Source organism: Mucilaginibacter sp. CAU 1740 (assembly GCF_039839285.1).
Classification (GTDB): Bacteria; Bacteroidota; Bacteroidia; order Sphingobacteriales; family Sphingobacteriaceae; genus Mucilaginibacter.
Genome location: NZ_JBDOQS010000001.1, coordinates 78,929 through 92,813, shown reverse-complemented (window position 1 = coordinate 92,813; position 13,885 = coordinate 78,929). Strand labels below are relative to the sequence as shown.

Annotated in this window: 12 protein-coding genes and 1 tRNA gene; 7 read left to right on the top strand and 6 right to left on the bottom strand. The window is 40.3% G+C overall.

Annotated features, from left to right (window positions below):
• Positions 1 to 98 precede the first annotated feature (98 nt).
• Positions 99 to 1,961, top strand: coding sequence for a tRNA uridine-5-carboxymethylaminomethyl(34) synthesis enzyme MnmG (gene mnmG / locus AAFN85_RS00400; RefSeq protein WP_347524816.1), 1,863 nt, complete (start codon positions 99 to 101; stop codon positions 1,959 to 1,961).
• A gap of 115 nt (positions 1,962 to 2,076) precedes the next feature.
• Positions 2,077 to 3,723 (top strand): Ig-like domain-containing protein, encoded by a 1,647-nt coding sequence (locus tag AAFN85_RS00395; protein ID WP_347524814.1) that lies wholly within the window; start codon positions 2,077 to 2,079, stop codon positions 3,721 to 3,723.
• Here the strand turns inward: AAFN85_RS00395 and AAFN85_RS00390 are convergent.
• A complete protein-coding gene (locus AAFN85_RS00390) occupies positions 3,713 to 4,225 on the bottom strand; it encodes a gamma carbonic anhydrase family protein (protein WP_347524813.1) in 513 nt (170 codons plus the stop codon). The genes AAFN85_RS00395 and AAFN85_RS00390 overlap by 11 nt on opposite strands.
• Before the next feature lie 75 nt (positions 4,226 to 4,300).
• On the opposite strand from AAFN85_RS00390, the gene AAFN85_RS00385 reads away from it, so the two are divergent.
• A tRNA-Gly gene (locus AAFN85_RS00385) sits at positions 4,301 to 4,373 on the top strand.
• 11 nt (positions 4,374 to 4,384) lie between these two features.
• On the opposite strand, the gene AAFN85_RS00380 is transcribed toward AAFN85_RS00385, so the two are convergent.
• Positions 4,385 to 4,870 carry a hypothetical protein gene (locus tag AAFN85_RS00380; RefSeq protein ID WP_347524811.1) on the bottom strand — a complete coding sequence of 162 codons (486 nt, stop codon included), beginning with the start codon at positions 4,868 to 4,870 and terminating at the stop codon, positions 4,385 to 4,387.
• Positions 4,871 to 4,911: 41 nt separating this feature from the next.
• A complete protein-coding gene (nadB, locus tag AAFN85_RS00375; protein ID WP_347524809.1) occupies positions 4,912 to 6,504 on the bottom strand; it encodes an L-aspartate oxidase in 1,593 nt (530 codons plus the stop codon).
• Positions 6,505 to 6,912: 408 nt separating this feature from the next.
• On the opposite strand from nadB, the gene nadA reads away from it, so the two are divergent.
• From nadA to AAFN85_RS00355, 4 genes are all read left to right on the top strand, one after another.
• Positions 6,913 to 7,905 (top strand): quinolinate synthase NadA, encoded by a 993-nt coding sequence (gene nadA / locus AAFN85_RS00370; protein WP_347524807.1) that lies wholly within the window; start codon positions 6,913 to 6,915, stop codon positions 7,903 to 7,905.
• 473 nt (positions 7,906 to 8,378) lie between these two features.
• Positions 8,379 to 9,425 carry a thiamine-phosphate kinase gene (gene thiL, locus AAFN85_RS00365; protein ID WP_347524805.1) on the top strand — a complete coding sequence of 349 codons (1,047 nt, stop codon included), beginning with the start codon at positions 8,379 to 8,381 and terminating at the stop codon, positions 9,423 to 9,425.
• Positions 9,426 to 9,863: a hypothetical protein gene (locus tag AAFN85_RS00360; RefSeq protein ID WP_347524803.1), complete on the top strand. Its 438-nt coding sequence runs from the start codon at positions 9,426 to 9,428 to the stop codon at positions 9,861 to 9,863. It begins immediately after the preceding gene.
• A gap of 44 nt (positions 9,864 to 9,907) precedes the next feature.
• Positions 9,908 to 10,768 carry a hypothetical protein gene (locus AAFN85_RS00355; RefSeq protein ID WP_347524801.1) on the top strand — a complete coding sequence of 287 codons (861 nt, stop codon included), beginning with the start codon at positions 9,908 to 9,910 and terminating at the stop codon, positions 10,766 to 10,768.
• On the opposite strand, the gene rmuC is transcribed toward AAFN85_RS00355, so the two are convergent.
• The 3 genes from rmuC to AAFN85_RS00340 all read right to left on the bottom strand — a co-directional run bounded on the left by rmuC (position 10,769) and on the right by AAFN85_RS00340 (position 13,868).
• The gene (gene rmuC, locus AAFN85_RS00350; RefSeq protein WP_347524799.1) at positions 10,769 to 12,139 is read right to left on the bottom strand and encodes a DNA recombination protein RmuC; all 1,371 of its coding nucleotides are present in this window, start codon (positions 12,137 to 12,139) and stop codon (positions 10,769 to 10,771) included. It lies immediately after the preceding gene.
• Between the two features lie 158 nt (positions 12,140 to 12,297).
• Positions 12,298 to 12,528: a hypothetical protein gene (locus tag AAFN85_RS00345; RefSeq protein ID WP_347524797.1), complete on the bottom strand. Its 231-nt coding sequence runs from the start codon at positions 12,526 to 12,528 to the stop codon at positions 12,298 to 12,300.
• 56 nt (positions 12,529 to 12,584) lie between these two features.
• On the bottom strand, positions 12,585 to 13,868 hold the full coding sequence (locus tag AAFN85_RS00340; protein WP_347524795.1) for a tetratricopeptide repeat protein: 1,284 nt from the start codon (positions 13,866 to 13,868) through the stop codon (positions 12,585 to 12,587).
• Between the last annotated feature and the right edge of the window lie 17 nt (positions 13,869 to 13,885).

Here is a 13,885-nt window from a genome sequence, read left to right as displayed (position 1 = left end):
CACGTGGAACAAGTCTTTAATAAACGTATAACACAAGCCTAATTCAGACTTAAAACTTACGACTCGAGACTTACCAAAAAGGGAACAAGGAGGATAAAATGTTTAAGAAATATAATGTTATTGTAGTTGGTGCTGGTCATGCGGGCTGTGAAGCTGCCGCTGCTGCTGCTAACTTAGGTTCGTCAGTTTTGCTGATAACCATGAATATGGGTACTATTGCTCAGATGAGCTGCAACCCTGCTATGGGCGGTGTAGCCAAGGGCCAGATAGTACGTGAGGTGGATGCTTTGGGAGGATATTCGGGCATTATAACTGATAAAACATCTATCCAATTCCGGATGCTAAACCAATCAAAAGGCCCGGCTATGTGGAGCCCACGTGCGCAAAGTGACAGGATGAGGTTTGCAGAAGAGTGGCGATTGGCATTGGAAGCAACCCCTAATGTTGATTTTTGGCAGGATACTGTTACCTCTCTATTGGTAAAAAACAATACAGTTTGTGGCGTTCGTACATCTATAGGTATCGAAATTGAGGCTGATGCTGTAGTATTAACCAATGGTACTTTCCTAAATGGTGTGATCCATATCGGAGAGAAAAGGTTTGGCGGAGGCCGCACCGGAGAGAAAGCAGCTACAGGTTTAACCGAGCAATTGGTTGAATTAGGCTTTGAAGCAGGTAGGATGAAGACCGGTACCCCACCCCGTGTAGATGGCCGAAGCCTTAATTATAGCCTGATGGAGGAACAATGGGGCGACCCTGTAAGAGGCAAATTCTCTTACACAGATGTACCGATGATTGAAGAGCAACGTTGCTGCTGGATCACCTATACCAATACGGATGTACACGAAACCTTGAAAGAAGGCTTCGAAAAATCACCAATGTTTACCGGTAGAATTAAAGGTTTAGGTCCGCGCTATTGCCCGTCTATCGAAGATAAAATTAACCGCTTTGCCGAACGTGACCGTCACCAGATTTTCGTTGAACCGGAAGGTTTGAATACCGTTGAGATCTATGTAAATGGTTTCTCTACTTCTCTACCCGAGGATGTACAATACAAAGCACTCACCAAAATTCCGGGATTTGAGAATGCCAAAATGTTCAGGCCAGGTTACGCTATTGAGTACGATTTCTTCCCGCCTACTCAATTGAGTTTAACTTTAGAGACTAAACAGATCAGAAATCTTTACTTCGCGGGCCAGATCAATGGTACTACCGGGTATGAAGAAGCAGCATCACAAGGTTTCATTGCGGGTATCAATGCGCACCAAAAAATCAATGATAAACATGAGCTGATCCTTAAAAGATCAGAATCATACATCGGCGTTTTGATTGATGACCTGGTAACCAAAGGCACCGAAGAACCATACCGCATGTTCACTTCACGAGCGGAACACCGTTTGTTACTTCGCCAGGATAATGCCGATATCAGGCTCTCCCCTATTGGTCATGAGTTGGGATTGATCAATGATGAACGTTTAGAAAAGGTAAATCAAAAGGTAAAAAACTCGGATGATATTGTAGCTTATACCAAAAGTAAATCTATCGATCCATCTACCGTGAACGGGTTGCTGGAAGAGTTAGGTACAAGCGCTCTTACCCAAAGCAATAAACTATTCAATTTATTAAGCAGGCCGCAGGTAACTTTTGAAGATCTGAAAAAAGCCGATGCACCATTAGCCGAACTACTATCGGCCTATGATAAAGAAACTATTGAGCAGGCTGAAATAAAAATTAAATATGAGAGTTATTTCATCAAGGAAATGGAGATAGTAGACAAGATGAAAAAAATGGAAGACCGCGAGATCAATCCAAATTTTGATTACCACACTTTGGTGTCGTTATCAAAAGAGGCCCGCGAAAAATTGATGCGTATCAAACCACGCACTTTAGGCCAGGCATCACGCATTTCGGGCGTTTCACCCTCGGATATTTCTGTTTTGATGGTTCACGTGTCAAGATAATTCATAAATAACTGGTAATTAGATAATTATAAAAAGTCTTATTAAATCAATTATTTCAAAATTTTAATATTACTGTTCATAAAAACATAAAAATCGCTTATATCGCCTAAAAACCATGTTAAACACAAAACCGGCTATTTTTTACAAAAATTACTTACTGATTTTTATCGTTTTGTTCATTTTAGGCTGTGCGGCCCAACAACCACCCCAAGGAGGCCCGCGCGACCAGACTCCACCAAAATTGGTGAAGGCAATTCCGGCAAATAAAACCCGGAATTTTAACGCCAAAGAAATCGACCTGGAATTTGACGAGTTTATCAAACTCACCAACGCTTACCAGGAAATCAGTATGAGCCCGGCGATGGAAAAGCAACCGGAGTATTCGTCTAACAAACGAAAACTAAAAGTTGAGTTTAAAGATACGCTCCAAAAAAACACAACGTATGTGATCAGTTTCGGCAAGTCGATCCAGGATGTGAACGAAAGTAATATTCTTAAAAATTTCACTTACGTTTTTTCTACCGGTAACCACATCGATTCATTAAGTATGTCGGGTAGGGTAACCAACACCCTCACCCAGGAAAAAGAGAAAGATGTATTGGTATTTATTTTCCCGGTTAAGCAGGATACCCTATTCGGAAAAAAGAAGCCGGCAATTTTCGCCCTAACGGATTCATCCGGAAATTTCGCATTGAACAATTTGCGTGAAGATGATTATCGTATCTACGCATTGAAAGAAGCAAGCCCGAATAAAATATTTGATAACGATAATGAGTTGATCGCTTTCCAGAAAAAAGTAGTTCACCTTAAATCGGATACCTCAAATATCCAACTTAATTTATTTAAGCAAGATGCAGATAAATTCAGGGTATCTGAAAAACGTTTTGACCAGGATGGAAAACTTCAATTGATATTTAACCGTGGATTGATCCAGCCCGGTATTAAAGTAATTTACCCAGCTAATATCGACGAGCGAAAGCAGGTTACCTACACGCCTAATAACGATACCGCTTCGGTTTATTTGCGCAACATGAATTTCGATTCTATCCGTGTAGCCATATATGAAAAAGGAAAAGCTATTGATACCATTTATCAGCTTAAACGGAAAAATGAAAGCTTTACGCGCATACTTACAGCCGGGTACAACCTTGGTAACGATAGTAAATTAAAACCCGGTACAGACCTTAAAATAACGGCAAATATCCCTATCGAAAACTTCGATCAATCATTAATTACTTTAAATGAAGACTCGGTAGCTACAAGCGATTTCACCATCCAAAAGGATACCGGTAATTACAAAGTGCTCAATTTAAAATATCGATGGCGGGAACAAAGCAGGTATGAACTGATTTTAAATGAAGGCGCTTTGACGGATGTTTACGGCGATAAAAATAAACGGCTTCCGGGAAAAAAATTCCAGATCAATAAAATAGAAAATTATAGTCAGCTTACAGCCAAAATAACTTTACCGGCCGATACCGGTAAAGCCTACGTAGTTGAGCTTTTGAGTGAAGACAAAAAGAAGATCCAGAGTAATCCGATAACCAAAAGCGGTTCGATAGTTTATAAAGGTATCCTGGCAGCCAAATACTATATCAGGGTTATTTACGATGATAATAAAAATGGTAAATGGGATAGCGGCAATGTAAAACAACGCCGCCAGCCAGAGCAAATATGGTTGAATGAAAAGCTCATTACCCTAAGGCCCAATTGGGAAGCAGAAGAGCCTATAACGGTGCCAAAGGAGCCAATTACTCCTTAAACCAACCGGAGTACATAATATAATTTTGAGGTAGTTGCTTCAACATAGCCCTTTGCTCTTCAGTAAGGGGCTTTATTTTTTTAGCAGGGATACCGGCGTATAAATAGCCCGATTCGCAAATGGTATTTTCCAATACAACAGCACCTGCAGCAATGATCACAAACTCGTTTACAACCGCGTGATCCATCACAATGGCACCCATCCCTACCAATGTATGGTCATGCAAAGTGCAGCCGTGCACAAGCGCATTATGGCCTATAGATACCTGGTTGCCAATATTAGTTGCGGCTTTTAAATAAGTGGCATGAATTACCGCGCCATCCTGAATATTAGTGTTATTGCCTATTTTAATATAATGCACATCACCACGAATTACGGCATTAAACCAAACCGAACAATTATCGCCCATCACCACATCCCCTACTATGGTGCAGTTTTCGGCAATAAAACAATCATTACCCCAAACCGGGCTTTTATCTTTTACAGGTAATATTAATGGCATGACTTAAATTTAAAACTAAATCCGAAATCGAAATTCTGAAATCCGAAATTTTAATTATGTTTGAGTACAAAATAAGCGAAAATAGCTCAGTCGGTAGAGCGTCAGTTTCCCAAACTGAAGGCCGCGGGTTCGAATCCCGTTTTTCGCTCTCTTAAGTTACTACCAAAACTTCCACCAACTTTTAATCTCGCCTTTGGCATTATTCATAGTCCAATAACTTTCGTCGAATGGCTCTTTGGTAAAATCCTTTGTAAGCTGATGACCATATACGTAAATAGAATCCTCTTCACCATTTTTAAATCTCTTCATTACTCGTTGTACCGGAAAAATAACTCCGCCATCAGGTAGGGTAACCGACATAGTAACTTCGCCATCGGCGGCTTCATCATCTGTAAATAAAACAGCATCGGGAACCTGCTTCATAATAGTCTCAATAATATAAGATCCTATCGAAAATACCGTACTACCTAATTTATTAGTCAATCGTCCTCCACGTTTGGCTTTTCCGGGAGTAGAATTTCTATTGAAAAATTTATCTATCTCAATAAAACTTTTAATAGAGTAATCAAGTGTTAAACCATCAGCTGCAAAAGCTTTAACGATCCAATCAGATTGAGTTTTAATATCTTCTTTAAGAGTTCCCATAAATGGTTTATATATACAGCAAGATATATAAATTATGTGTACTAAAACACCGTATCCCTCACTTCAGCAGCGTGCTCCGGATAATCCGTAGTATAATGTAGTCCCCTACTCTCCTTACGTAACATAGCTGATTTTACTACAATAAACGATACCTGGATCAAATTACGCAGCTCGCAAAGTTTTACTGAAAGTTTGGTTTTCTTGTAAAAATCCTCCGTCTCTTCATATAACAATTTCAACCTGCGCAAGGCCCTATCCAACCTAAAATCTGAACGCACAATACCCACATAGTCATTCATCAATTTTTGCATTTCGCGAACGTTGTGGGTTACAAGGATATCTTCATTAGAGAGCTGTACACCCTTCTCATCCCAATCCGGGATGTTATCAGGGATCACATTATTCTCGAAATTTTTTATAGCGTCTTCATAAATTCTATGTGCGAAAACCAAAGCCTCCAACAATGAATTTGAAGCCAAACGGTTAGCACCATGCAATCCTGTTGATGAACATTCGCCGCAGGCATATAACCTTAATATAGATGACTGGCCAACGTGATCAACCAAAATACCACCACACATATAATGACAGGCCGGCGCAACGGGGATCATATCTTTGGTCATATCAATACCTATCTCTAAACATTTAGCATAAATATTAGGGAAATGATTCAGGATATCTTTTTTACTGCGGTGCCTTACATCTAAATAAACATAATCTTCGCCAGATTTTTTGATCTCGGCATCAATAGCTCTTGCCGTAATATCACGTGGCGCTAACGATTTACGCTCATCGTACTCGTGCATAAACTCTTCGCCATTCGTACGTTTCAAAACACCGCCGAAACCACGTACAGCTTCCGAAATTAAAAATGAAGGATATTCACCTGGATTATATAATGCCGTAGGATGGAATTGCATAAACTCCATATTACGCACTTTACCTTTTGCGCGGTACACCATCGCTATACCATCACCGGTTGCAATGGTTGGGTTTGTAGTAACCGCGTAAATATGCCCGGCACCACCGGCAGCCATTACTGTTACTTTAGATAGGATCTTCTCAACAATTTTTGTTTCCGTATTAAAAGCATAAATACCAAAACATGTAATATCAGTACTTGATTTACCTACCAGCTGGCCCAAATGGTGCTGGGTGATCAAATCGACAGCGAAATAATGCGTAAGTATCTCAATATTAGGGTTTTTATGAATTTCTTCTAAAAGTGAACGCTCTATCTCCCAGCCAGTTACATCTTTATAATGTAATACGCGGAACTCGGAATGGCCACCCTCTTTGGCAAGGTCATAAACACCTTCATTTGTCTTGTCGAAATTGGTTCCGTATTCAATAATTTCGTTAATCCGTTCCGGACCTTCTTTAACAACGGCTTCAACAACTTCTCGGTCGCAAAGGCCATCACCACTTATTAAGGTATCCTGGATATGCTTTTCAAACGAATCTTCTTTTTTATCCACAACTACAGCTACCCCACCCTGGGCGTACTTAGTGTTCGATTCATCTTCGTTAGATTTTGTAACTATCAGAACCTTACCATGCTTCGCCGCTTTGAGCGCGAAACTTAAACCGGCAATGCCTGAACCCACTACGAGGAAATCAACAGATCGGGTCATGTTTTATATGAAATGTGTGTAAAAGTAGTACTAATGTTAATAACAGCTGTAAAACCTGTTAAGTTTATGTAAAGAAAAACTTAAAAATAGATTTGAATGTGTATAACTCCTGTTTAAGCGTCGAATATCAATATTTTTTGAGCGACTTTTACGACACTTTAGTCATAAAGCTAACATTTTCCCCACCCGCTAATTTTTAACATAAAACTTTTTTAAATAAAAATTGATTGTCACAGATATCTAAAAATCAGCATACTTTTTGGTGGAAAAATGTTTATATGTGTTAATAAGTTGTGAAAACTAATTTATAAAAGAAAAATTAGAGCGACTTTTGCACAATACCAACACCATAACAAACAATAGTTTTCTTTTATTTAAAAAGTAGTTGTTATTAATTGAATTGTGGAAATGAATACCTTCGAAGAAATTAATCTGAAAGGATACGTGGATGAAGAGATCGACCCAACGCTTGATCTTTTCGCCGAAATCGAAAAATTAAAAAAGCAAAAGAACGCGGTGATCCTGGCGCACTATTACCAGGATGGCGACATTCAGGATATTGCCGATTACATTGGTGATAGTTTGGGCCTGTCGCAGCAAGCCGCGAAAACTGATGCCGACATTATTGTTTTTGCTGGTGTGCATTTCATGGCCGAAACAGCCAAGATCCTGTCGCCAACAAAAAAGGTTTTACTGCCGGATATGAAGGCAGGTTGTTCATTAGCAGATAGTTGCCCTCCTCACTTGTTTAAAAAGTTTAAGGAAAACTATCCCGATCACCTGGTGATCACGTATGTAAACTGCACGGCCGAACTGAAAGCTTTAACCGATATTGTGTGTACATCAAGCAACGCGGTGCAGATTGTGGAGAGCTTACCGAAAGATCAGAAGATCATTTTCGGTCCTGATAAAAACCTTGGCGCGTATGTGGCCAAGAAAACCGGTCGTGACCTGGTATTGTGGAATGGTGCCTGTATGGTGCATGAGATATTTTCGAGAGAAAAGATCACCAAACTTAAAGAGCGTCATCCCGGTGCAAAACTGTTGGCGCACCCTGAATGCGAGGACGTTATACTGGAAATGGCCGATTATGTTGGTTCGACAACCGGTATTTTGAAATACGCCGGCAGTCGCCAGGAAAAGGAATTTATTGTTGCAACAGAATCGGGCATATTGCACCAGATGCAGAAGGAAAACCCGGATAAAATATTTATCCCGGCACCTCCAAACAACAACTGTGCATGTAACGATTGCCCGCACATGAAACGTAACACGCTGGAAAAGTTATACCTGTGTTTGAAAAATGAAACACCAGAGGTAACCGTACCAGAACATATCATCGAGAAAGCTGTAAAGCCTATCGAGCGAATGCTGGAGATTTCGGCGCAATTAGGGCTGTAGTTCTTTTTGTTTTTTGGGATTACACCGATTGAGGATTGATTACACCGATTTTTTGATTGGTTGGATGGTCTTGATCGGTAAGTTATGAACCTGGTAATTGTGGAAAACTGACAGGTGGTTTTTGGAGGGTATTTTTGGTAGAAAAGTACCTTGAGGCTCTTAAAAGGCTAAAAATCGCCAAAAATTTTTCCGCCTTTGGCGGATATAATGGTGACAGGTTGCGGCCCGGATTTTTGAGTTATCCACAATGTTGTTAAAAAGTACAAGGGGGGCTTAAGCAGTAAACTGCAAAGTGCTTCGATATATTTGCAGCCCTCTTTTGGGGGTAGCAATTGATTTTAGTTGGAAACAGCTAAAAATCTCAAAAAAATTTTCCCGCCTTCGGCGGAATATTTGATACCGGGTTGCGGCCCGAAAATTTATAAATGAAAAGCTTTTAAAAGTCTTCCTTCGGGAGATTTAAGGGAAACTATATGTTTGAAAATCAGGATAGGACTAATTTAGAGGAACTTGGCGAATTTGGCCTGATCGGTCATCTCACCAAAAACATCAAGCTTACCAACGAGAGCAGCAACAAAGGCGTTGGCGATGACGCTGCCGTGCTGGATTTTTCCGGCAAAAAAACGTTGATTAGCACCGATATGCTTTTGGAAGGTATTCATTTTGATTTGGCCTATACGCCGCTTAAGCACCTGGGGTACAAAGCTATACAGGTAAACCTGAGCGATATTTATGCGATGAACGGTATCGCATCGCAGGTTACGGTTTCTATCGGTATGTCGAGCAAGTTTCCGTTGGAAGCTATTGAAGAACTTTACCAGGGAATTTACATCGCCTGCGAAAAATACAATGTGGATTTGATTGGTGGTGATACCACTGCGTCGAAACAAGGTTTGGTAATCAGTGTAACTTCCATAGGATATGCTGATGAAGCCGATATTGTTTACCGCAATGGTGCAGAAGAGGGTGACCTGATCTGTGTGTCTGGTGATCTGGGTGGTGCTTATACCGGGTTGCAATTGCTGGAACGCGAGAAATTGATCTACCTCGAAAATCCTAATATTCAGCCAGATCTGGAAGGCAAAGATTACATAGTTGAGCGTCAGTTAAAACCGGAGGCCCGTCGTGATGTGATAGAATTGCTGAAAAGTATTGAGGTAAAACCAACTTCGATGATCGATGTGTCGGATGGTTTGGCTTCAGAGCTTTTGCATATCTGCAAGCAAAGTAACAAAGGCTGTAACCTGTACGAAGAAAAGATCCCGCTCGATCCGATGACTTTTGAAACGGCCCGGGAGTTTAACCTCGACCCTACCGTTTGCGCTTTAAGCGGCGGCGAGGATTACGAATTGCTGTTCACCGTGAAACAGGCCGATTATGATAAGATTAAATTTAAAATGGATATCAGCATTATCGGTTATATAACTGAAGCTTCGGCTGGTTGCAATTTGGTTACTAAAAGCGGTACTGTGCATGAGTTGAAAGCGCAAGGATGGAACGCGTTTAAAAAGTCAGAATAAATGCTGCAGGATATTTTTGATAAATTTTACCTGAATAACCATCCGGACGGTAAGCCACCGGTGGGTTTTGTTAAAGGGATCCTGATACTTTACCTGGCACTGATTATTCAAACAGCAAATAATTATCTGGGTGGGTTTAATATTTCAGCTATTTTATTCTTCTTCCTGGTTGGTGGCTTTTTAATATTTGCCACAGGGGAAGGCAGAAAATGGGCTAAATCTATTCTTTCTGTATTGATATTACTGAATGTGTTGCTGTTAGGATGGTCGGTGTTGTATGCATTAGGTATTTTGCACGAAACAAAGGATGCTAAAAAGCAGCTCCAAATGCCGGTTTATTTGATCATTTTAACCCTTGCCGAAATGGGTTTTGAGTTGTGGGGCTGGGCATTGATGATCAATAAAGAGGCCGATTGGTGGTTTAGCAGGAAAAAATAAAAGTAAATAAAACTCGTATTTGTAATTAAACCTAAATCTTTTAAATGAAGACTTACATTATCTCTTGCTTTTTGTTGTTCACGGCAACTTATGGTTTTGCTCAAAAATCAGTTGTTTTTAAAGTTAAATATAAACCCTCCCATACTTACCATCTTATAATAAAAACGGATCTTGATATGGAGATGGATGCCACCGGCGATGAAGCAAGTTTGGCCGAAATAAGGAAGAGTACCAAATTGCCGATGACTATAGCCGGGCATAATATCCAGAATTTGGATATGGTTACGGAAAATTCCAGAAATGATAATTCATTTCCATTTACAATGACCCTACCAGTAACTGAGTCAGTAATGACTTTGAATGGGCAAAAGATGGATACGCCTCATCCTTTAGATGGACAAACCATTTACGGTATAGGATCTGCCGAGGGAAAGTTACATGTTGATTCGGTATCCGGGAAAAATGGTGATGAAAAGATAAGATCGCTGGTTACTGCTATGATCAATAATATCAGCAGCACGATACAATTTCCGGATAAGCCGATGAAAATTGGCGAGACATTTTTGCAGGAGATGCCTGTGGCCTTGCCTATACCCGGTTTTTCTAATATTAAAATGAATATTAAACTTGTTTACAAGCTTTTATCAGTTGATAATGACATCGCCAATTTTGATATTGATCAATCTATGTCGATGGATTTAAAAACAATCCAAAACGGAGCCGAAATTACCGTAAGCGGAGAAGGAAAAGGAACTGGCAAACTTGCTTACAGCATTAAAAATAATTACATGAGTAGCATGAACTCAAATATGAATTTTAATTTTAATTTGGGAATGCAGGGCATAACGTTTAAGGCGAAATCAGCAGGTATTTCATCCTATGTTGCAGAGGTTAAAAAGCGATAATTACTCATCGCCAATAAATTTCTGGTCGATTTGCTTATCAGCCTTAGCACCCAATTTTTTGATCTTTTCTGCAGTTGTAGTAAGGTTGCCCCTACCCTCCGACAGTTTGTTGATTGCATTATTATAGGCCGATTGCGTTTGGTTGATGTTTTTACCAATACTATCCATATCACCTAAAAAGCCAACAAACTTATCATACATATCGCCGCTTAAACGGGCAATTTCCAATACATTACGGTTTTGGCGTTCCTGCTTCCACATGCTGGCAATGGTGCGGAGGGTAGCCAATAATGTAGATGGACTAACAATAACCACTTTCCTGTCCCAGGCATAATTAAACAGTTCATTATCCAGCTGCACGGCTATGCTGAATGATGATTCTATCGGCACAAAAAGCAATACAAAATCTGGCGAATTGATCTTATACAGATCGTGATATTTTTTGGCTGATAAACCCGCCACGTGCCCGCGGATAGATTCGATATGTGCTTTGGCGAATAGCTTACGGTCATCTTCGGTATCGGCATTTACCAATTTTTCATAAGCTATTAATGAGACTTTCGAGTCGATAATCAGGTGTTTATCATCCGGCAGATCGATGATTACATCGGGTTGAAACCTCGTGCCATCGGTGGCCTGCATAGCTGCCTGGATGCGGTATTCCTGGTCTTTAACAAGTCCTGAACGTTCCAGCACCCGTTCCAAAATCATCTCACCCCAGTTACCCTGGCGTTTGTTATCTCCCTTTAATGCTTTGGTAAGATTTTGGGCTTCATCGCTGATCTGTTTGTTCAGGTCCATCAGCTGAGTGATCACCCCTTTCAGGGTGTTGCGCTCGGCAGCTTCCATATTGTAAACTTTCTCTACCTTATCCTCAAAAGCCTTTAGGTTTTCCTTCAGCGGATTGAGGATAACATCCAAATTACTACGGTTGATATCGGTAAACTCTTTAGATTTTTCTTTAAGCAGTTTTTCGGCCACATTTTCAAACTCTCTCTGAAATTGTGTGCGGATCTGCTCTATCTCGGTTTTCTGTTCCTGCAGTTTTTCCTGTTGCGATTTGTAGTAGGCGCGGGCATTTTCTAAGGATTTATTGGCTTCGGCCAGCTGGGTACGCTCGTATAAAAGTTCGTCAATGAGGCGGTTTTTTTCTTCCTTTAAAAAGTTGGTGATATTCTCTTTTTCGGCTGCTAAACCGGCTGACCTTTCTTCGGCTTTGGCGAGCGATATTTTAAGCAGATCGTGATCGGCACGTAAACGGTTCAGTTCTTCGGGCGAGATCAACTCGATAGCTTTTGGTTTTTTCAGGAATAAAAAAACAGCTATGAGCAGGATGATGAGGGAAACAACAACTAATACGATATCAATCATTTTTTGATAAAAATATTAGTAAAGTAAAGAATTAAAATTTATAAATGCTAATAAAATTAATATACAAGTGAGAGCCGGATGACATGGCAGACTTACGAAGTTTTTAAAACTTCGTAAGTCTTACCAGGCAATATAGAAAGTGCAATATTTTAGATATATCAATGCACCGGATGAACAGCCGAATCAGTATCACCATGAAGGCTTGTTGTATCCGACGAGTTAGGTGTTTCAGCACTGTTACCAGGTGCTGTACTTTTAGCCGAATCTGCAGGGCCGCCGCTGCCTTTGGCTGCGCTGGTATCGCTCTGCCTGTCTGTTTTTTTATCGTTGCTATGGCATGCACTCAAGGCAACAGAGGCTGCGAAAAATAAAATGATCAGTTTTTTCATGGGGAGTTTTTTTAATAAAAATAGCAAATGGAATAAGTTGTTTTAAGGCCTATTGTTTATTTACAATACTTTTTAATGTTATCTGGCGCGTATTTGTTGCCAAGCGCTAAAGCTTTATTAAAATCGGCACAGGCCCCGGTTTTATCATTAAGTAAATTTTTGGCCACGCCGCGGCTGTTATAGGCGTCGCTGTATTTTGGGTTAAATATAATTACCTGGTTGTAGTCTGTAATGGCACCTTTGTAATCATTTAAATTACGCTTGCACAGGCCGCGGTTATACAGTGCATCAACATATTTAGGGTCAATTTTTAAAGCTGAATTATAATCGTCGATAGCGCTTTTATAATCCTCCAGATCAAACTTTGCGTTTCCCCGTTTAAAGTAGCCATCAGCATCCTTCGGCTCTAATGCTATAAACCTGGTATAATCATCTACCGATGAATTAAAATCATTCAGGCCATCTTCGGCCAATCCGCGGTTATAATAAGGTAACGAATACGTACTATCTATAGCTATGGCTTTAGCGGCATCTTCCTTAGCTCCGTAATAATCTTCAAGATCTATTTTGGCAAGACTTCTGCTATTGTAGCCATCGGCTTCATTAGGTTTGAAATTGATGTAGACTGAAAAATCGGCTATCGCACCTTTATAATCGTCCAGATTTCTTTTGGAGTTTCCACGCGCGTAAAAAGCGTTGGAACGCTCCGGGTCGGCACCTATAACCAAATTCAGATCGGTAAGCGCGCTTTTATAATCGCCCGAAGCGTTTTTTGCTAAAGCCCGGTTATAATATGCATCGTATTCTTTCGGATCTAAGGCTATAGCTTTAGTATAGTCGGCGATAGCACCTTTATAATCTTCCAGGTGGCGTTTACAAATGCCGCGTTCTATAAAAGCATCGGGATCTTTGGGGTTTAGAAGGATAGCCTGGTTATAATCGGCCAGGGCGCCTTTATAATCTTCTTTAACACGTTTTGCCAATCCCCGATTATAAAAAGCATCGGTGTTTTTCGCTTTCAGAATAATGGCTTTGCTATAGTCGGCAATGGCTTTATCGTAATCTTCAAGTGCATAATAAGTTCGGCCGCGATCAAAAAAAGTCTCTTCCGTTTTTGAATCGATAGAGATACTTTTGGTAAGATCGGTTATCGCGTCTTTGTAGTTTTGAAGGTTGTAGTTGGCGACGCCTCGTTTATGATAATAATCGGCGCTGCCCGGATTTTGGGTGATGGCTTTGGTGTAATATTTCAGGCTGCTAACCTGCTTTAAACTATCGGCATTGTTTTGTGCTTCCGCAAATAAGGGGAAGAGCAGGGAAACTAAAAGCAGTTTTTTCATTGATGATAAGGATATAA

Coding starts and splice junctions, on each gene's coding strand:
- AAFN85_RS00355 (WP_347524801.1), top strand. CDS start 9,908: ATGAAGACTTACATTATCTCTTGCTTTTTGTTGTTCACGGCAACTTAT.
- rmuC (WP_347524799.1), bottom strand. CDS start 12,139: ATGATTGATATCGTATTAGTTGTTGTTTCCCTCATCATCCTGCTCATA.
- AAFN85_RS00395 (WP_347524814.1), top strand. CDS start 2,077: ATGTTAAACACAAAACCGGCTATTTTTTACAAAAATTACTTACTGATT.
- AAFN85_RS00380 (WP_347524811.1), bottom strand. CDS start 4,870: ATGGGAACTCTTAAAGAAGATATTAAAACTCAATCTGATTGGATCGTT.
- mnmG (WP_347524816.1), top strand. CDS start 99: ATGTTTAAGAAATATAATGTTATTGTAGTTGGTGCTGGTCATGCGGGC.
- nadA (WP_347524807.1), top strand. CDS start 6,913: ATGAATACCTTCGAAGAAATTAATCTGAAAGGATACGTGGATGAAGAG.
- AAFN85_RS00340 (WP_347524795.1), bottom strand. CDS start 13,868: ATGAAAAAACTGCTTTTAGTTTCCCTGCTCTTCCCCTTATTTGCGGAA.
- nadB (WP_347524809.1), bottom strand. CDS start 6,504: ATGACCCGATCTGTTGATTTCCTCGTAGTGGGTTCAGGCATTGCCGGT.
- AAFN85_RS00360 (WP_347524803.1), top strand. CDS start 9,426: ATGCTGCAGGATATTTTTGATAAATTTTACCTGAATAACCATCCGGAC.
- thiL (WP_347524805.1), top strand. CDS start 8,379: ATGTTTGAAAATCAGGATAGGACTAATTTAGAGGAACTTGGCGAATTT.
- AAFN85_RS00390 (WP_347524813.1), bottom strand. CDS start 4,225: ATGCCATTAATATTACCTGTAAAAGATAAAAGCCCGGTTTGGGGTAAT.
- AAFN85_RS00345 (WP_347524797.1), bottom strand. CDS start 12,528: ATGAAAAAACTGATCATTTTATTTTTCGCAGCCTCTGTTGCCTTGAGT.